Source organism: Jannaschia sp. S6380 (assembly GCF_023015695.1).
Taxonomy (GTDB): domain Bacteria; phylum Pseudomonadota; class Alphaproteobacteria; order Rhodobacterales; family Rhodobacteraceae; genus Jannaschia.
Genome location: NZ_JALKAS010000001.1, coordinates 809,568 through 826,279, shown reverse-complemented (window position 1 = coordinate 826,279; position 16,712 = coordinate 809,568). Strand labels below are relative to the sequence as shown.

The window sequence follows — 16,712 nt, the reverse complement described above, 5'->3', positions numbered from 1 at the left end:
AGCCCGGGGGAGGAATGATCGATGCTCAAGGAGCCGGCCCTTGCGGCGATTGAAATCGACCCGATGCGGCCGATTGCCCCGCAACTGCGTCGGCTGCTGCGCGAGCGGATCATTCGTAACGAACTGAGCGCCGATCAGAAGATCTCCGAGTCCGAGATTGCCGAGCAGTACGGCGTGAGCCGACAGCCCGTGCGGGAGGCGTTCATCAGGCTGGTCGACGAGGGCCTCGTCACCGTCCTGCCGCAGCGCGGGACCCGGATCCGGCGGATCGGTCTGGCTGCAGTGCACGATGCACGGTTCATCCGCGAGGCGGTCGAAGCCGATATCGTCACCTTGCTGGCCGAGCGACCGGGTCTGGTCCCCGTGGCCGACCTGCGCGCCATTCTGGCCGACCAGCGGCGTATCGCCGGTGCTGATCCGCGGGACTTCATCGCGTCCGACGAGGCGTTCCACCGGACGTTGGCCGAAGCCGCGGGCAAGGCGGGTATCTGGCAGCGGGTGCAGGGGTTGAAGGCGCAGATGGACCGCGTGCGTTTCCTGTCGCTCGAACGATTCCACGTCCGAAAGCTCATCGACCAGCACGAGGCCATCGTCGACGGCATCGCCGCGGGCCATGTCGCCGCGGCCCAGCGCGCCCTTCGACTGCATCTGCGCGAGGTCCTGAAGGACTTGCCCTTCATCGCAAAGGAAAACCCCGACGTCTTCGACGCCCTTCCGGAAGGCAGCGAGGAGCGGGTGGTAAGACTCAAAGGAGGAGACCCAGAATGAACTTTACCAGAACGCTTTGCGCGATCGCGGCCCTTGTCGCCCTGTCGGGCCCACTTGCGGCGCAGGAACGCACGCTGCAACTCGGCCACCTGGCCAACGAGGACAATTCCTGGCATCAGGCATCGTTGCGCTTCGCCGAGGAGGTCGACCGGCTTACCGAGGGGCGCATCGCCGTCGAGGTCTTTCCCAACGAGTCCCTCGGCAAGGAGATCGACCTCATCAACGGCATGCAACTCGGCACCGTGGACATGACGATCACCGGCGAGTCGCTTCAGAACTGGGCCCCGATGGCTGCCCTCCTCGCCGTGCCATACGCCTATGGCTCGCTCGAGCAGATGGATGAGATCGCGAGCGGCGAGATCGGCGACGCGATCGAGCAGCAGATCATCGACAACGCGCAGATCCGCCCTCTGGCCTATTTCGCCCGTGGCCCGCGGGAGTTGACATCCAATCGCCCGATCGAGAGCCCGGACGATCTTCAGGGCCTCAAGATGCGCGTTCCCAATGTGCCTCTGTTCGTGGATGTCTGGTCCGCGCTGGGTGCCCAGCCCACGCCGATGGCGTTCTCCGAGGTCTTCACGTCGCTTCAGAACGGCACCATCGACGCGCAGGAAAACCCGCTGGCCCTGATCCGGTCCGCCAGCTTCGACGAGGTCCAAAGCCACGTGAACCTGACCGACCATGTGCGGTCCTGGATATATCTTGCCATTGCGGAGCAGACCTGGAACCAGCTTTCCGACGAGGACAAGCAGGCGCTCCGGGAGGCGGCAGAGATTGCCCAGGAGTATGAGCGCGAGCTCTTCAACGAGAGCCTCGAAGCCGACCGTGCGTATCTCGAGGAGCAAGGCATGACCTTCGTCGAGGTCGATGGCGCCGCCTTCGCCGACGCCGCCCGCGATGCGGTCCTGTCGAATGTCAGCGACGAAATCCGGCCGACCGTCGAGGAGCTCTTCGAGACCCAGTCGCAATAGGCCGAGCGCAACCGGGGCCGCCGAAACCGCCATTGTCGGCGGCCCCGTTTCAATCCCGATTGTCGGAGGCGCGTATCATGCGGTTCGTTCAGATGCTCGAAAACGCGGTCGTCGTCTTATTCCGGCTGCTGGTCGGTCTGGCGTTCGTGGTTCTCATCGTCGCGGTGCTGATACAGGTCGTCGGCCGCTTCAGCGGGGCCTCGCCCGTCTGGACCGAGGAACTGACCCGTTTCGCGCTGCTCTATCTTGCTGCGATCGGCGCGGGCCTCGCGCTGCGGACCGGAGACCTCGTGAACGTGGACATCATATGCGAGGCGCTGCCCGAACGTGCCTCGTGGTGGCTGCGCCTCGTCTCGGCAACGCTGGTCGCCGCACTGGGGATCTACCTGCTGCCGATGGCTTGGCAATACACCAGGATCGGCAACTTCCAGACGTCCCCCGCGCTTGGCCTGCGCATGAGTTACGTGCATGTCACGATGCTTGTCATGCTTGCGCTTCTGGCTTTCTTTGCCGTGTTGCGCATCGTCGGCATGATCGCAGGCGCGAACGACGGCCGCCCCAACACCCTCGTTCCGCGGGAGGACTGACACCTTGGACGTGACAATCCTGTTTCTGGTGTTCGTCGGGGGCCTGGTCATCGGGGTGCCCGTGGCCATCACGCTGGGGCTGTCCTCGCTGGCCTATATCCTCGCCGCGGGCCTGAACCCCGTGGCGATACCGCAGAAGATGTATGCGGGGATGGATATCTTCGTTCTGCTGTCCATCCCGGGCTTCATCCTCGCCGGGAACCTCATGAACCGGGGCGGCATCACCAATCGCATCATCCGTTTCGCCTCGGCGCTTGTCGGCTGGGTCCGGGGCGGCCTGGGTCTGACGAACATTGCGGCGTCCATGCTGTTCGGCGGCATCACCGGCACGGCTGTGGCCGATGCGGCTTCGATCGGGGGCGTGATGATCCCCGGCATGAAGAAGGCGGGATACCCGGCGGATTTCTCGGCGGCCGTCACGGCGGCGTCGTCGACCGTGGGGCCGATCATTCCGCCCTCGGTGCCGATGATCATCGTGGGCTCGCTTGCGGGTATCTCGGTCGGGCAGATGTTCGTGGCCGGCGCGATCCCGGGCATCCTCATGGGGCTGGCCATGATGGTCACGGCCTACATCATCGCCAAGCGCAAGAACTTCCCGCGCCAGGAATGGCGGGGTTGGGGCGAGGTCGTTCGCTCCTTCGGATCGGCTTCCTGGGCATTGGCGATGACCGGGCTGATCATCTACGGGCTGCTTTCGGGTCTCGCCACGCCGACCGAGACCGCGATCGTCGCGTCGGTCTATGCGCTTCTCGTCGGCGGTATCATCTACCGCGAGCTTCCCTGGCGCGCCGTGCCGGGGATCGTCATCGACAGCGCCGTCGCCTCGGCCGGTATCCTGGCGCTGGTCGGTTTCGCCAACGTCTTCGGCTGGATCCTCGTGTCGGAGCACATTCCGCAGATGATCGCGGACGGGGTCCTGTCGATCTCGGACAATCCGTTCTTCGTGATCCTCGTCATCAACCTGCTTCTGCTCTTCGTCGGCATGTTCATGGAGACCATCGCCGCGCTCATCATTCTCTTCGTGCCGCTGTTCCAGCTCGCGTCGGCCGTGGGCATCGATCCGATCCATTTCGCAACCTTCGCCGTTCTGAACCTGATGATCGGCTTGACCACGCCCCCGGTGGGTGTCTGCCTCTTCGTCTGTGCGGGCATCGCACGGCTTCCCCTGGCACCGGTGATCCGCGCCATCTTGCCGTTTCTCGCCACCAACATCCTGGTTCTGCTGGCGGTCAGCTACATCCCGGCCCTTTCGACCTGGCTGCCCCGCCTCGTGGCCAATTGATCCCCGCATCGGAACTTCCGTGACCGACATGTCCGCATCTGCCGTCTCCACGCCAAGGGCGACCTGAGGATCGAAAGGCAGGGCCCGACACCGACGGGACAGGGCGGGGTCACCGTCGCAATCGGCGCGGGCGGAATCTGCGGATCGGACCTGCATCACCGGCAGAAAGGCGACATCGGCACGATCCGCGTGCGGGAGCCGATCATCCGGGGCCGCAAGGCGGCGGGCCATGTCGTCGCCTTGGGAGAGGGCGTCGGCGATCTCTCCGAACGCGATCCGGTGGCCGCGAAGCCCAGTCATCCTTCCGCCGACTGCGGGCAAACGGTCGAATGTCTGCCGGATCAGTTCCGACAATCGATCGGCTGGAATTGGTTGGGCCGGCTGAAGGACCCGCTCTGACCGCTGCGAGGGAGCCTGCGTGGCAGATTTCCACGCTCATGCGTGCCAATGCGCCTCACCTCGAGCCCGCTCGACTGCGCCACTATACGTGGACGAACGCGTGGCAGTCGCTGGCGCGGCACGATCTGCGCGCCGCAGGCCCAAGCTGCTTCAATCTCCTGCTCCCGGAGGAGACGGGCGCATTCTGTCGGGAAATAGTGGCGGAGGGGATGGGCCTGACGTCCAACTTTCTCTGTTCCTTAAGATACTGGAATATATAAAGATTACTATGATCCGCTCGGATTTCGTAGTCGGCTCAACGTCACGGGCGTCATTCCGAGGAACGACGCGATCTGACTGTGAGTGAACAGGGTTTCGTGATCAGGATAGAACCTGCGAAACCACTCGAGCCTCTCCTTGGCTTTGAGTGCGGCGAGGCTCCATTCCCGGCTTGTCTTGCGCTCCAGTTCGGCACGCAAGACGGCATCGGCCCAATCCTCGATCGCGGGCGACCCACGCATCAGGTCCAGCAGGACCGCGGCTTTCACTGATGCGGCTTGTCCCTCTGTCTCTGCTCTCAGGCTGACAAGCGACTTGCCGGCGGCAGTGCGCGCCAGATTGGGCGTGATCACACACGGCCCGATGAAAAAGCCAACGCACACTTCGTGCCCTTCGGCGTCACCGATCAGACTGACCATCTTCCCCGACAACAGGATGTATTCCTTGTCATCGGGATCACCCTGTCGCGCGAGGTGATGGGCTTTCGCAACGGCCTTGGCCTCGAACGCTCCGGCCAAGGTGTGCGCATCGGCGGTGGCCAAGCGGCCGAAAACCCGTGGGTCCTGTGCATGGTTGCTTGCAATCTGCATGTCTGCCGCCCCGTTAACAAAAGACAATGCCTCGCCAGCAAGGTGCCCCTACCAAACACTCATATCCCAAGCGCGACAGGAGTTCTTCAAATGAAAATTGGGCATAGCGGCAAGCTGGCAATCCTATTTGGGCTGGGTGCCATTATGATCTACCTCGTCATGGTGCTGGGACCGCTCCGATATCTGACCGATCTCGCAGTGGTGCTGCCGTTCGATCTGCGACCCACAGGGTATTCACAGGTCGATGCCGCGGTGCTGCTGGAGGCGCTTGGTGAGGCCGGGCGCCAATACTATCTCATGCGCCAGCTCCCTCTGGATACGCTCTACCCGGCATTGCTGGCGCTGACCCTGATATCAACGCTGCGATGGCGTGCCGCCAAGTTCGGGCCGACGTTGATGACCAGGATGGGCGTACCATTGGCTATCCTGGCCGCGACCTTCGACTATCTGGAAAACCTCGGGATAGGCCTGATGCTGCTCGTTGGGGCGGACCCTACGCTGGTACAGGCCTCAAGCACAGCGACGATGCTGAAGTCCGCTCTGACGTCGGCTGCTATACTTGCCGTCGTTGCCGCTGTGGCATCGGTCCTGCTCAGGCGCATGTCGAGGCAGCGCGCTTGACCCGTGCCTCGCGGAATGAGGGACTCGATGCGCTCCGGTTTCGCCCGGCGCGCTCCGAGCCTCCATCCCAAACCGCCAAAACTGACGGAAAACGAGGGGTCTTTGTACCAACGGTCAACTCGATTATGCGCCTGATGCCAGAGCATGGCAGGGAAGCAGACATGTCAGACCAGCCACCCAACGCGCAGCTTGGTGATGTTGCCCTGCCCGCAGGCCCATGTTCTGGACGACGTTGCCGCGCTCGAGGTTGTGACCGAAGTATTTGCTTAGAGAAGCCACGCAAGGTCAGGCAGCCGCGGGTACCGGCTGCGCCTCGGACGGGCGCATGTCCAAAGCGATCACGCCACGGCGGCGGCGGGTCTCGACCGCTTCATGCGCGCGGGCGATCTGTTCCAGCGGAAAGCTTCGCTCGATCACAGGGGCCAGCTTGCCCGCCTCGGCCAGCTCCGCGAGGCGCGTCAGCTGTACTGAATCCGGCTCGGAGATACCGAAGCGCACCGCATGGCCATGGCGCCGCCACGGGACCAGCATCTGCCGCCCCTCGCGCCAGCCGCCCTCGTTCGTGAGATAGCGCCCACCGCGCCGCAGGAGCCCGCGCGCCCGACCGAAATCCAGGTGGCCGATCGTGTCGAACACTGCGTCGAACCTGGCACCCGCTTGCGCGACGTCCTGGCGGGTGTAGTCGATCACCTCGTCCGCGCCGAGGTCGCGCACGAAATCGACGTTCCCGGGCGAGGTCAGCGCCGTTACATGCGCGCCCAGCGCCCTCGCGATCTGAATGCCGGCATGGCCGACCGCGCCCGAGGCGCCGGTGATCAGCACCCGCTCGCCAGGCTGGACTTGGCCCAGATGGCGCAGGAAGTGATCGGCGGTGGCGGCGCCGAAGGGCAGCGCGGCGGCCTGCGCATGGGTCAGACTCAGCGGTTTGGCGGCGATGGCGGCGGTCTCGGGCACGGCGATGTATTCCGCGTGCCCGCCCCGGTTAAGCGCGCCGAAGACCGGCTCGCCAACCGCGAACCGTGCCGTGCCCTCGCCGGTGGCGACCACGATTCCCGAGAAGGTCACGCCTGGCACGACATGGCGGGGGCGGAAGAGGCCCGTTGCCAGCCGCCCGACAAAACGCAGACCCTTCGGGTAGGCCGCGCCGCGCAAGCGCCAGTCGCCCGTGGTGACGGCGGAGGCATGAATGCGCACCAGCACCTCGCCCGGAGCGGGGCGCGGGACGGGCATTGTTTCAAGCGCGATCGCCTCCGGCCCGCCATAGCGACGGGTGGTGGCGGCGGTCATAGTGGCGGGAAGGGATTGGGTCGGGGTTTGGGACTGGAAGTGCATGGGGGCTCCGTGGGGATGGCGTTGCGACCGACCCCGGAATACACCTTCATATACGCATGATGAATTGACCAAAATGGCTTTACGTTTATGCATATATGCATGAATTGGGACATCTTGCGCTTCGACTGGGCCCGCGCTCGGGCCTTTCTCGCCACAGCCGAGACCGGCAGTCTCTCGGCTGCGGCGCGGGTGCTGAAACTGGCTCAGCCCACTGTGGGCAGGCAGGTCGAGGCGCTGGAGCGCGAGCTGGACGTGACGCTATTCGAGCGGATCGGCAAGCGCCTCATCGTCACCCCCGCCGGGCTGGACCTGCTCGAGCATGTGCGCGCCATGGGCGAGGCCGCGCAGAGGGTGGTGCTGACGGCCTCGGGGCGGAGCCAGAGCCTCGATGGCCCAATCCGCATCACCGCCGGAGAGGCGGTCAGCGCGTTCATCCTGCCCCCCGTGCTGGAGAGCCTGCGCGCCGCCCATCCCGATATCGAGATCACCATCGTCGCCACCGGCCAGCAGAGCGATTTGCAACTGCGCGAGGCCGATATCGCGATCCGCAACGCCGAGCCCACTCAAGGCGACCTGATCGCGCGCCGCACGCCCGACCGCTCTGCGGGTTTGTTTGCCCGGCGCGACTACCTCGAGCGGCTCGGCGGTGACCTCTCGCGCGCCGATTTCATCGGTTTCGAGGGCAGCGCCAACATGGCACGCGCCCTGACCGAGCGGGGCTATCCCATCGAGGCACGCCAGTTCCGCATCCTGTGCGAGGCGCATCTTGTGCAATGGGCCTATGTCCGGCGCGGCATGGGCGTGGGGCTGATGATGGACGAGATCGCGCTGGCCGACCCTGATATCGCGCGCGCGGCGCCGGGCTTCAGCGTGCCGGTGCCGATGTGGCTGCTCACCCATCGCGAGCTACGCACATCCCGCCGCGTGCGGGTGGTGTTCGACATGCTGGCCGAGGCGCTCAGCCGTCCACCAAAGTCTGCCGCACCACTGGCGTAAGGCACATTCCACGCCGGAGCGAGCGGTGTGGAGACGTATGGCTGGGTCTGGATCAACATGGCCGCGAACAAGCGAGAGGCGGCGATCGCGGCGCGCAGCTCGGTTCAGGACACGAGCGCCGGTCGGTCTGCGGGCGGTCGGCTCGCGTCCAGTGCGAGGAGCCCGGCCCGCGCCGCGCCGCACATCTCCTCGACTATCCGGGCTTCGCTCTGGCCTAGGTTTGCCCCCCGCAGGATGATGTCTGCGTGACGGGCGCCGTCCTCGTCGTGGCCGTAGAGCACCGATTGGGCCCGCATGAACGTCGGGCCGGAGCGCCAGTTCGGGCGGCCGAGGCGATCGACGTAGAGCGTCGTCTTGGCGAAATGCTCGTCGCCGGTCGTCGTGTCGGTGCGGGCGAACATGATCTCTTCGACGCCCTGATGCTCGAAAAGTGGACTGACGCTGCGGAAATGGCTGTCGATCCGGCCTTTCGCGTCGATGCCGTAGCCGGTGATCGAGATCGACGCGAGGTCCTGCGAGATCCGCCAGATCCCCGTGTGCGGCACCCCGTCGACCTCGTAGCGGTAGGTCCAGAGCCCCTTGAGGAAGCGCCCCTGGTGGTAGATGGCCAGAAGCGTGTCCGAGGCACGGATGATCCAGTAGACCAGAATGATGAGCAGCCGAAAGAGGCCGACGCTCGTCAGGAAGGTGATGAACCAGCGCATCCCCGGGCCGATCTGGTCCGTCCCGCTCAGGAGGCTGTTGATGGCGATGATGTAGGTGATCGTCGCCAGCAGGATGGCAATATTGACCTTTTCGAGCGCGTTCATCCGATGGCCTCGCTGGGCGGATGTGTGGGAATGTAGGGGGCCTTGGCGGCGGGGCGGAACCCGGGGTCGTTCCGCTCCGCCGCGGGGTCGTCAGGCAGGCTGCGACTGGATCTGGGTCATCCACAGCAGCCCGAACAGCAGGAGCGCGGCCGAGAGCGCGGCGGCCCCCGTGCGGACCGAGTTCCAGAAGGTCCAGCGCGGCACGTAGGTCTGCAGCCAGTAGTCGCGCGTGGTCTCTTTTCTCAGTTCCATCCCGGCCAGCGCCTCGTTCATTGGAACGTTGAAAGCGACCGTGACGCCAAAGCAGCCGATGAGATAAACCAGCGCCGCAAGGCCGATCAGCGTTCCCGCCGGGCCGGATAGCGCGACCCAGGCATAGCCTGCGATCAGGACCGACACCGCGGCCATGCCGAGGAACAGGGCCATGAAGACCCAGCGAAAGACCTCGCGGTTGATGACCTGCATGGCCTCGACGCCGCCCATGCCGCCAGTCAGCGCGAGCGAGCGCATGATGAAGTCCGAGAAGGCGAGAAAGACACCTGCGACCAGCGCATAGGCGAGGATCGAGAGCTGCAGGAGGACGAAGAAGGTGGTGGACATGGCGTTTCCTTTCAGGGGTTGAAGGAAGACGCGGGAACGGACCGCCCCCACGCTCCCGGAGATCAGGCGGCGCTGGACCAGACGCCCGCCCGGGCGGCGTCAGCGGCGAACTCGGCGAAGTCGCGCGGGGGACGGCCCAAGGCCTGCATCACGCCATCGGTGGTGTGGGCATTCCGCCCGTCGAGCGTTTCCCGCGCGATGGCGGTAAAGACATCCGCGACGAAGCTGCCGCCCGAGGCGGCAACATTCGCGTAGAAGTCGTCGAAGCCGATGGGGATGTACCGGATCGGTCGGCCCGTGGCGTGGCCCAGCACGTCCGCCATCTCGGCGAAGGTCATCAGCCGCGGCCCCGTAACCTCGTAGAGCTTACCCCGGTGGCCGTCCTGGGTCAGCGCGGCGACGGCGACGTCGGCGATGTCCTCGATGTCGATGATCGGCTCGCGGATATCGCCCCCCGGCATAGGCAGGACGCCCGCGAGGATCGGGTCGCGCAGGTAGCCTTCCGAGAAGTTCTGCGCGAACCAAGCGGCGCGAACGAGGGTGAAGTCGATGCCGGAGGCGCGAACGACCTCTTCACCCAGCCGTGCGTGATGCTCCCCCCGGCCCGAGAGCAGGACGAGATGCGGGACGCCGACGTCCCTCGCCGTTTCGACGAACGACTCAAGCTTCTCGACCGCGCCGGGGAAGGCGAGATCGGGGAAGTAGGTGACGTAGGCGGCGCGCGCGCCCGTCAGCGCGGGCGCCCAGGTCTCCGGCGCCTCCCAATCAAAGGGCGTGGAGGAGCTGCGCGAGCCGCGGCGGACAGGAAGGCCCTTGGCCTCCAGCTTGGCGGCGACGCGGGCTCCGGTCTTGCCGGTGGCGCCGATGACGAGGATGGGTTGGTCTTGCATGGGTCTCTCCCTAGGTTCGAGTTGATGCCCAAAGAGTAAGGGGACTGACCGCCCGCGTTCTTGACCGGAGATGCCAGAGACTTGACCTACATTGCCAAGCGTTTGGTCGGAGCACCAAGTCAAACGAAAGCGACGCCGGAATCACCGGCGCCGCTACTTCCTGTGATGGATCGGAAAGGCTCAGGCGGTCGCGAACAGCGCGATGTCCATGTCGGCCGCCGAGGTCCTGAGCGGAGCCAGCGCCTGATACTCCGGCGAGTTGTACCAGATCTGCGCGGCCTCGACGCTGGGAAAGCGGACGAGCGCCACGCCCGGCGCGTCCCAGGAGCCTGAAAGCGTCTCAGAAAGCTGGCCGTCGAGGATCAGTTCTCCACCATACGCTTCGAGCGTGGGGCCAGCAGCGACGGCATAGGCTTCCATCTGTTCGGCATTCCGAACGGTGACGTTTGCGACGAGAAATGCGGTCATAGGAAACCTCCATGAGTGACGTGTTGCGTCCTCAGATTTCGCACGTTTCGCGGGGTCCCCGCTTGACTGCATCTGCCATGCTTTTGCTCCCCGCCGCCAAAGCGAAGCTCACAGTCCGGCCCTTCCTCTCCGGTAGCTGGCCGGGGTATCGCCGACCCATCGCTTGAACGCCCGGGTGAAGGAGCTCTGCTCGGCGAAGCCGGTCAGGAAGGCGATCTCGGCCAGGGAATGCCGGTCGTCGCGCAGAAGCCCGATCGCCAAGTCGCGGCGGGTTTCCTCGGTCAGGGTCTGGAAGCTTACCCCATGCTCCGACAGCTTTCGGTGAAAGGACCGCGCGCTCAGGGCGAGTGTGCGCGCGATATCCGCCATCCGCGGAGGCCCTTCGTTCAGCGCTTGCGCGATGGCGTCCTTCGCGCGGCCGACCAGCGTGACCTCCTCGGCGATCTCGGCAAGCTCGGCATCGAGGTGCGACGCGAGATACCTAGAAATCCCCTCGTCACCGAGGATGTTGGGCTGCGCCAGCGTCTCGGGCGAAAACAGGATCGCATCGGCCCCGGCGTTGAACCGGACCGGGCAGCCGAACCAGTCCTCGTGCGCGGCAACGGATCCGGGCCCGCCGTGGCGCAGGAAAACCTGCAGCGGCGTCACCGGAACCGGGCTGACTTGCCGGGCGAGAGAGATCGCGCTTGCAAGCGTCGCCTCGTTGGACAGACGCAGGCCCAGCCGTCGTTCGCCGGCCCTGTGCAGGATGAAGAGCGTGCCATCGGGATCGGGCCGAAGCTCGTATTCGACAACACTGGTCCAGAGCCGCGCATAGCGCTCGACCCGGGCGTAGGACCCGCCCAGCGTCGTTGCCGCCTTGAACGCGAGGCCGAGGGCACCGTACTCGTCGAGCCGCATGGACTCCCCCGTCCGCAGCGGCAAGTCGGCCACATCGGTCAGCGCCGCGATCCGTTCGAGCAGGTCATAATAGGCGGTATCGGGCAGCATCGCCTTCGGGTCCCATGGCCCTTCCGGATCGACACCCGCCCCTCGCAGGAGCGCGGCGCCGTCGACGGCATAGCTCGCCGCGGCGACGACCTTGCGCGCGAAGAGAGAGGTGACGTAGCCCACGATCGAAACTCTACGCGGAATGGGCGCGAGTTCCAAGCAAGCCGATCGCTGCCAAGATGGCGGCAAGGCCTTTCCAACAGCCGGGGAAGCTTGGAGGCGAACCCCTGTTCCACCAAGCGTTGTTGCTGGCAGCATTCAGAAATGCACTGCGATGTTGAGGTGGTGACGGTCAGGCTTTGCGACGGGCGTCATGGATGACGGGTGACCGCCAAGCCATGACCGGCCCGGACCAGTTGGAGCAGCAGGAACCCCGCCGGTCCGAACAGAAAGGTCACGGGCAGGCACGGCGCGACCGGTCAGAAGGGCAGACCCTCCTGCCGCCCGCGCCGGCAGATCCACGCGCCGATCAGGAGGTCGAAGGCGAGGAAATGGATCCACCCCGCGATGAGCGCATCGGCGTGTGAGAAGAGCTCCCTCACGTCGGCGAAGCTGCCAAACCCGCCACTAGGGGCAGGAAAGGCGAACAGGATCACGACGTAGCCTGCAGAGAGAATGCCGGGAACGGCAAATCCCGCGATCCGGTCCGACCAGACCGGAATGAGTGGCGACAGCAGGAGCGCGGCCCAACCGGCCATCGCCATCAGCCCGGCGAGCGAGAAGATCAACTCATGGTTCATGGGATGTCCTCACAGAACCCGGTTGCGTGAGATCCAGCAGGACATGCGGCGTGCCGTCCGATGTTCGCTCCTTCGAGTTACCTTCCGGCCCGACCTCGACCCGGATCCGCTTGCGCAGGTTCGAGAACTTTTGAAGCGGACCACGTCCACGGCTGCGTCCAGGTCGAGCACCAGCCGGAACCACCCGGGCCGAAACTGGTCGGCGGCCAGCACCGTCGCGGCGAAGGGGTGCGCGAGGTAGCGCCCGGTCACCCGCCCGCCGATCTCCCAGCCTTGCGGCGGCTGGTCGCGCAACGCGGCGTGAAACGCGTTCCAGTCGCGGTAGCCGTGGGCTTGCGCTGTCCGCTCCAGCGCCTGCGCGTGGCCGATCGCCTCGCCCCGTTCGGCGAGGGTGGCACGCAGGTGTTTAGCTTCCTGCTTCGCCTCCGAGATCGTCGGCAGGTCGCGTGTCATGCCCGCACCCCCTCAGTTCTAGTGAAGAGACCCCAGCGCAGGGCTTGCGCCCGGGCCACTTGCGCTTGGACGAGGCCGGTCAGCCCGAGAAGCAGAACCTCCGCGACCGGCGCGGCCAGCCAGTTGCCCTTCTCACCGACCGCCGCGGCCAGCGCGAACGTCAGCGGCATCGCGAAGAGATAGGGCTTGGACAGTCCGAGGATCGCCGCGCAGCCCGCGTCACCGATGGCCTGGAAATGCATGGCGATCATCATCAGCGGCCCGGCGGCGAAGAACCCCGCCGAGATCACCGGCAAAATGCGCGCGACCTCTCCGATAACGACCGGGTCCGAGACGAAGGCCGCACCGATCGGTTCCGCGAAGACCGTCATGACGATCTGCAGCGCCAGGCAATAGCCGAAGGCCGCGATAACCGCTGTCCGTAGGCTCGCGTCGCTGCGCTGGAAGGCGCCCGCGCCGTAGTTGTTGCCCGTGATCGTCTGCATCGCATGGGCGAGACCAAGAAGCGGCAGGAAGGCGAAGGTGATCAGCCGCGTGACGATGCCATAGGCCGAGACGGTCGCGTCGTAGTCCGGCGCCTCCACCTATTGGAGGGCCGCTATGATCGCCGCCGACCCGAGCGCCAGCCCGAAGAAGTTGAGGCTCTGCGGCGCGCCGAGCGCGAGGATTCCCCGCCAACCCGACAGCGGCGAATGGTGCCAGAGCGCGGACGGCGTGAGCCCTGTATCGCCGAAGATGCGGAAGCTCAGGATGATGGCGAGCGCCAGGGCCTGTGCCAGCGCCGTGCCATAGGCAGACCCCGCCACGCCCATGTCCAGAAGACCGATCAACACGTAGTTGAACGCCATGTTGCTGAGTGAGACCAGCAGGCTCATCGTGGCCATGAATATCACCAGCCCCTCGTTGCGCAGGGCGTCGGAATTGACCGAGAGGACGAAGATCAAGGGCGCGGCGAAGACGGTGATGCGAAGATAGATCAGTCGCATCGCGGCGAACGTCTCCGATCCGCCGGCCGCGAGAAGCGCGACGGGTTTCCCGAAGGCCAGGAAAAGCACGATGAGGAACAGCCCCATGAAAGTCGCAAGCCCGTGCGCTGCGGAAAACGTGGCGCGCGCCTCGTTCACCCGCCAAGCGCCGAGTTGGCGGGCGAGGATGCTCGACATGCCCGAGGACACCAGCGTCGCCAGCGCCACGATCAGCATGTAAGGCGGAGACATCAGCGTGACGGCGGCCAGCGCCTCCGGTCCCGCGAAATGCCCCAGGAACAGGGCATCGACCACGGCGAGCGCGCCGTTCATGCCCATGACGAAGATGATGGGAAGCGCCGTGCGCGCGTAGATCGGGCCGAGCGGCCCTGTAAGAAAAGAACTTGTCTGGGACGACATGACCCCGTTTTCCTTCCGGCTCAGGTCGCGCAAGGACTGGACGGGGCCCGCATTACCATCCGCGCGACAGGTGCCGAGGATGACGAAGATCGTGTCAGCTTACAGAACTTCACCGTGACGAATGTCGGCGGGCGGCAGACGTCTGTTATCTGCGCGCCTGCTAGAGGGGCCGACGCACTCTTGTCAAGCGGAACGGCTTTTACGCCCCACGCGCTCGGCAAGCCCACGCGCCAGCAGGTCGAAGACCACCCTGATGCGGCGGCTGGTCTGCAACTCCCGGTGCGTGACGAGCCAGATCGGGAACTCGAGCGACGGAAAGGCGGGCAAGACTCTCTCGAGTCCGGGCTCGGCGTCAGCGAGCACTTCGGGCACCATGGTGACGCCGTAGCCTGACTTCAGCAGTTCCCACGCGACAATGCCGTTCGCGCTCGACATGACGAAACTGTCGGTGCGGACAGGTGCGCCCATGTTGTGCAACGGGGCCATCAGGCGTTCCGGATCGGCGTTGCCGACGAAGTCATGGTCGGCAATGTCGCGCGCCGTGCGCGGGCGGCCCGCCCTGTCAAGGTAGTCCGATGCGGCATAGAGGTTGGCGCGGAAGTCCCCGAGATGCCGCGCGATCAGATCCGGTTGGTCGGGCCGGACATGGCGGATCGCGATGTCGGCGTCGCGCTGCGTCAGGTTCTCCATCTCGCTCGACGCGAGGATGCGGACCCGGACGCCCGGCGCAGCCTCCCGCAACGGTTTCAAGACACTTGGAAGCACTACAGCGGACAGCAGGTCGGTCCCCGTGACCGTGACCTCGCCGGAGACGTCCTGGGACACGCCGTCGGCGACCATAGAGATCAGCGTGGCCGCCTCGCCCATCGCGCGGACATGGTCGAGCAAGTCACGTCCCGCTTCGGTGAGAGTGAGCCCCCGGACGCTGCGTTCAACGAGGGTCACGCCGAGCGCCTGTTCGAGACCGCCGATCTGACGCCCGACGGTCGGCTGGGTCGTCTTCAGAACGCGCGCCGCGCCGCTGAAGGAGCCTTCCTCGGCCGTCGCGAGAAAGGCGCGCACCTGGTTCCAGTCGAAGGAGATAGCCTGCCAGTTCATATATCCGCGTATAGCAGATGGATGAATTTCGGCAATCGACCAATCGCGCGTGCATGGCGATACCGCTCGCGACACCGGGAAGCGACCCGTCAACAGCTTCGGCGCGCCGCCCCGTCCATCTGAAAACAAGCTCTCCGACGGATCGACCTATGGCTACTCAACTCTTCTGGGACCGCATCGCGCCCAAATACGCCCGCAAGCCCGTGGACGATCCCAATGCCTACGAGGAAAAGCTTGCGCTCGCCGCGTCGCTCCTGAAGCCCGGTGATCGCGTGCTCGAGATCGGCTGCGGCACAGGGACCACCGCCCTGCGCCTCGCGCCCAACGCCGCCCATTACACCGCCACCGACGGCTCCAGCGCCATGATCGGCATCGCCAATGCGAAGCTCGGCGCCGACGCTCCGGCGAACGTCGCGTTCTTCCACGCAGACGCGGCCGAGTCTGTCGCCGGGGCGCCCTTCAACGCGATTTTCGCGTTCAGCCTGCTGCACCTCGTGGAGGACGTGCCCGGGGTTCTGGCAGCCGTCGTCGCACAGTTGAAACCGGACGGTCTGTTCCTGTCCAAGACGGTGTGCACGAAGGCCGCCGCTTGGCCGATCCGCGCGATGATACCCGCGCTGACCGCGCTCCGTATCGCACCGCGCGTGACGCCCCTGAGCGAGGCGGACCTCGTCCGATATCTTGAGGACGCAGGTTTCACGATCGAGCGCACGTCGCACCTCGGCTCGAGGCGCATGAGCCCGATCTTCGTCGCGTGCAAGCCCGCTTGACGCAGTCCGAGCCGCTCTTCTGAAAGACCTAAGCATGCATTTCATCAGCCGTCGCGAATGGGCATTCCTCGTCCTGATCGTCCTCTACTCCTTCATCCCGGCGGCGTTCGGTCTGCTCCGGATTCCCGAGCTTCTCGGCGGTCCTATGGTCATCCCGCCGAACCCGCGCGCGGTGATCGATCCCACACCGATCACCCTGCACATCCTCGGCACTTCGATCTTCTGCCTGGTCGGAGCGTTGCAGTTCCTGCCGAGCCTGCGGCGCCACCGCCCGGTTCTGCATCGGATCCTCGGGCGGATCGTGGCGCTAGCGGGATGCGTCAGCGCTCTCACCGGGCTCTGGATGACCATGGCCTACGCGTTTCCGGACGCCCTGCAGGGACCGCTGCTCTACTGGGCCCGGGTCACGCTCAGCCTCGCGATGGTCGCCTTCATCGTGTGGGCCGTCGTCGCGATCCGCGCGAGAGAGACCGCTCCGCATCGCGCCGCGATGCTGCGCGCCTATGCGATCGGCCAGGGAGCCTCGACACAGACGGCGCTTTTCCTGTTTGCCATGATCTTCATGAAGACCGAGCCGCTCGGCCTTGATCGCGACCTCCTGATGGTTGGCGCGTGGGTCATCAACCTTGCGGTCGCGGAGTTCCTCATCGGGCGTATCTTCGCAACGCGTAAGCAGCCTGCGGCGATCTCCAGCGGGCCGTGACC

At 65.6% G+C, this 16,712-nt stretch carries 20 protein-coding genes and 1 pseudogene; 9 read left to right on the top strand and 12 right to left on the bottom strand.

All coding sequences use genetic code 11. From position 1 onward, the window contains the following. Positions 1-21: 21 nt before the first annotated feature. From MWU52_RS04315 to MWU52_RS04295, 5 genes are all read left to right on the top strand, one after another. Positions 22-768 (top strand): GntR family transcriptional regulator, encoded by a 747-nt coding sequence (locus tag MWU52_RS04315; protein WP_246949819.1) that lies wholly within the window; start codon positions 22-24, stop codon positions 766-768. Beyond that, positions 765-1,739, top strand: coding sequence for a TRAP transporter substrate-binding protein (locus MWU52_RS04310; protein ID WP_246949817.1), 975 nt, complete (start codon positions 765-767; stop codon positions 1,737-1,739). Before MWU52_RS04315 ends, MWU52_RS04310 begins: the two co-directional genes overlap by 4 nt. A 77-nt stretch (positions 1,740-1,816) precedes the next feature. Beyond that, on the top strand, positions 1,817-2,326 hold the full coding sequence (locus MWU52_RS04305) for a TRAP transporter small permease (RefSeq protein WP_246949815.1): 510 nt from the start codon (positions 1,817-1,819) through the stop codon (positions 2,324-2,326). A gap of 4 nt (positions 2,327-2,330) precedes the next feature. Further along, positions 2,331-3,608, top strand: coding sequence for a TRAP transporter large permease (locus tag MWU52_RS04300; RefSeq protein ID WP_246949813.1), 1,278 nt, complete (start codon positions 2,331-2,333; stop codon positions 3,606-3,608). A 36-nt stretch (positions 3,609-3,644) separates the two neighbouring features. Then, entirely contained in the window at positions 3,645-4,007 is a 363-nt protein-coding gene (locus MWU52_RS04295) for an alcohol dehydrogenase catalytic domain-containing protein (RefSeq protein ID WP_348645517.1), read from the top strand. Positions 4,008-4,273: 266 nt separating this feature from the next. On the opposite strand, the gene MWU52_RS04290 is transcribed toward MWU52_RS04295, so the two are convergent. After that, a complete protein-coding gene (locus tag MWU52_RS04290; protein ID WP_246949811.1) occupies positions 4,274-4,807 on the bottom strand; it encodes a Crp/Fnr family transcriptional regulator in 534 nt (177 codons plus the stop codon). 138 nt (positions 4,808-4,945) lie between these two features. Here MWU52_RS04290 and MWU52_RS04285 point away from each other — a divergent pair, with 138 nt between their 5' ends. Continuing rightward, positions 4,946-5,476: a hypothetical protein gene (locus MWU52_RS04285; RefSeq protein ID WP_246949809.1), complete on the top strand. Its 531-nt coding sequence runs from the start codon at positions 4,946-4,948 to the stop codon at positions 5,474-5,476. A gap of 285 nt (positions 5,477-5,761) precedes the next feature. Here the strand turns inward: MWU52_RS04285 and MWU52_RS04280 are convergent, their stop codons facing one another. Beyond that, positions 5,762-6,763, bottom strand: a complete 1,002-nt coding sequence (locus MWU52_RS04280; protein WP_246949808.1) for an NAD(P)-dependent alcohol dehydrogenase — start codon at positions 6,761-6,763, stop codon at positions 5,762-5,764. 144 nt (positions 6,764-6,907) lie between these two features. On the opposite strand from MWU52_RS04280, the gene MWU52_RS04275 reads away from it, so the two are divergent. Further along, positions 6,908-7,804, top strand: coding sequence for a LysR family transcriptional regulator (locus MWU52_RS04275; protein WP_246949805.1), 897 nt, complete (start codon positions 6,908-6,910; stop codon positions 7,802-7,804). A 104-nt stretch (positions 7,805-7,908) separates the two neighbouring features. Here MWU52_RS04275 and MWU52_RS04270 read toward each other — a convergent pair whose 3' ends face one another. From MWU52_RS04270 to MWU52_RS04225, 10 genes and pseudogenes are all read right to left on the bottom strand, one after another. Continuing rightward, on the bottom strand, positions 7,909-8,613 hold the full coding sequence (locus MWU52_RS04270) for a hypothetical protein (RefSeq protein ID WP_246949802.1): 705 nt from the start codon (positions 8,611-8,613) through the stop codon (positions 7,909-7,911). Positions 8,614-8,703: 90 nt separating this feature from the next. Continuing rightward, positions 8,704-9,213 carry an anthrone oxygenase family protein gene (locus MWU52_RS04265; RefSeq protein WP_246949800.1) on the bottom strand — a complete coding sequence of 170 codons (510 nt, stop codon included), beginning with the start codon at positions 9,211-9,213 and terminating at the stop codon, positions 8,704-8,706. Positions 9,214-9,275: 62 nt separating this feature from the next. Continuing rightward, the gene (locus MWU52_RS04260) at positions 9,276-10,103 is read right to left on the bottom strand and encodes an NmrA family NAD(P)-binding protein (protein WP_246949798.1); all 828 of its coding nucleotides are present in this window, start codon (positions 10,101-10,103) and stop codon (positions 9,276-9,278) included. A gap of 180 nt (positions 10,104-10,283) precedes the next feature. Then, positions 10,284-10,571 (bottom strand): DUF1330 domain-containing protein, encoded by a 288-nt coding sequence (locus MWU52_RS04255; RefSeq protein WP_246949796.1) that lies wholly within the window; start codon positions 10,569-10,571, stop codon positions 10,284-10,286. A 108-nt stretch (positions 10,572-10,679) separates the two neighbouring features. Beyond that, positions 10,680-11,720: an AraC family transcriptional regulator gene (locus MWU52_RS04250; protein WP_246949795.1), complete on the bottom strand. Its 1,041-nt coding sequence runs from the start codon at positions 11,718-11,720 to the stop codon at positions 10,680-10,682. 260 nt (positions 11,721-11,980) lie between these two features. Further along, entirely contained in the window at positions 11,981-12,301 is a 321-nt protein-coding gene (locus MWU52_RS04245) for an abscisic acid-deficient protein Aba4 family protein (RefSeq protein ID WP_246949792.1), read from the bottom strand. Beyond that, positions 12,291-12,754, bottom strand: a pseudogene (locus tag MWU52_RS04240) (glyoxalase superfamily protein). The gene MWU52_RS04245 and the pseudogene MWU52_RS04240 overlap by 11 nt, the downstream one beginning before the upstream one ends. After that, positions 12,751-13,338, bottom strand: coding sequence for an MATE family efflux transporter (locus tag MWU52_RS04235; protein WP_246949790.1), 588 nt, complete (start codon positions 13,336-13,338; stop codon positions 12,751-12,753). The pseudogene MWU52_RS04240 and the gene MWU52_RS04235 overlap by 4 nt, the downstream one beginning before the upstream one ends. Then, positions 13,339-14,139, bottom strand: a complete 801-nt coding sequence (locus MWU52_RS04230) for an MATE family efflux transporter (RefSeq protein ID WP_246949787.1) — start codon at positions 14,137-14,139, stop codon at positions 13,339-13,341. 183 nt (positions 14,140-14,322) lie between these two features. Continuing rightward, the gene (locus MWU52_RS04225) at positions 14,323-15,237 is read right to left on the bottom strand and encodes a LysR family transcriptional regulator (RefSeq protein ID WP_246949783.1); all 915 of its coding nucleotides are present in this window, start codon (positions 15,235-15,237) and stop codon (positions 14,323-14,325) included. A gap of 149 nt (positions 15,238-15,386) precedes the next feature. Here MWU52_RS04225 and MWU52_RS04220 point away from each other — a divergent pair, with 149 nt between their 5' ends. Both MWU52_RS04220 and MWU52_RS04215 read left to right on the top strand, forming a co-directional pair. Next, entirely contained in the window at positions 15,387-16,007 is a 621-nt protein-coding gene (locus MWU52_RS04220; RefSeq protein WP_246949780.1) for a class I SAM-dependent methyltransferase, read from the top strand. A 34-nt stretch (positions 16,008-16,041) separates the two neighbouring features. Next, complete coding sequence (locus MWU52_RS04215; protein ID WP_246949778.1) at positions 16,042-16,710, top strand: DUF2306 domain-containing protein; 669 nt, start codon at positions 16,042-16,044, stop codon at positions 16,708-16,710. Positions 16,711-16,712: the final 2 nt, after the last annotated feature.

What these genes read in the sequence shown, in the direction of transcription:
- MWU52_RS04315 (WP_246949819.1), top strand. Translation starts at nt 22, where the DNA reads ATGCTCAAGGAGCCGGCCCTTGCGGCGATTGAAATCGACCCGATGCGG.
- MWU52_RS04310 (WP_246949817.1), top strand. Translation starts at nt 765, where the DNA reads ATGAACTTTACCAGAACGCTTTGCGCGATCGCGGCCCTTGTCGCCCTG.
- MWU52_RS04305 (WP_246949815.1), top strand. Translation starts at nt 1,817, where the DNA reads ATGCGGTTCGTTCAGATGCTCGAAAACGCGGTCGTCGTCTTATTCCGG.
- MWU52_RS04285 (WP_246949809.1), top strand. Translation starts at nt 4,946, where the DNA reads ATGAAAATTGGGCATAGCGGCAAGCTGGCAATCCTATTTGGGCTGGGT.
- MWU52_RS04280 (WP_246949808.1), bottom strand. Translation starts at nt 6,763, where the DNA reads ATGACCGCCGCCACCACCCGTCGCTATGGCGGGCCGGAGGCGATCGCG.
- MWU52_RS04275 (WP_246949805.1), top strand. Translation starts at nt 6,908, where the DNA reads ATGAATTGGGACATCTTGCGCTTCGACTGGGCCCGCGCTCGGGCCTTT.
- MWU52_RS04270 (WP_246949802.1), bottom strand. Translation starts at nt 8,613, where the DNA reads ATGAACGCGCTCGAAAAGGTCAATATTGCCATCCTGCTGGCGACGATC.
- MWU52_RS04265 (WP_246949800.1), bottom strand. Translation starts at nt 9,213, where the DNA reads ATGTCCACCACCTTCTTCGTCCTCCTGCAGCTCTCGATCCTCGCCTAT.
- MWU52_RS04260 (WP_246949798.1), bottom strand. Translation starts at nt 10,103, where the DNA reads ATGCAAGACCAACCCATCCTCGTCATCGGCGCCACCGGCAAGACCGGA.
- MWU52_RS04255 (WP_246949796.1), bottom strand. Translation starts at nt 10,571, where the DNA reads ATGACCGCATTTCTCGTCGCAAACGTCACCGTTCGGAATGCCGAACAG.
- MWU52_RS04245 (WP_246949792.1), bottom strand. Translation starts at nt 12,301, where the DNA reads ATGAACCATGAGTTGATCTTCTCGCTCGCCGGGCTGATGGCGATGGCC.
- MWU52_RS04230 (WP_246949787.1), bottom strand. Translation starts at nt 14,139, where the DNA reads ATGTCGTCCCAGACAAGTTCTTTTCTTACAGGGCCGCTCGGCCCGATC.
- MWU52_RS04225 (WP_246949783.1), bottom strand. Translation starts at nt 15,237, where the DNA reads ATGAACTGGCAGGCTATCTCCTTCGACTGGAACCAGGTGCGCGCCTTT.
- MWU52_RS04220 (WP_246949780.1), top strand. Translation starts at nt 15,387, where the DNA reads ATGGCTACTCAACTCTTCTGGGACCGCATCGCGCCCAAATACGCCCGC.
- MWU52_RS04215 (WP_246949778.1), top strand. Translation starts at nt 16,042, where the DNA reads ATGCATTTCATCAGCCGTCGCGAATGGGCATTCCTCGTCCTGATCGTC.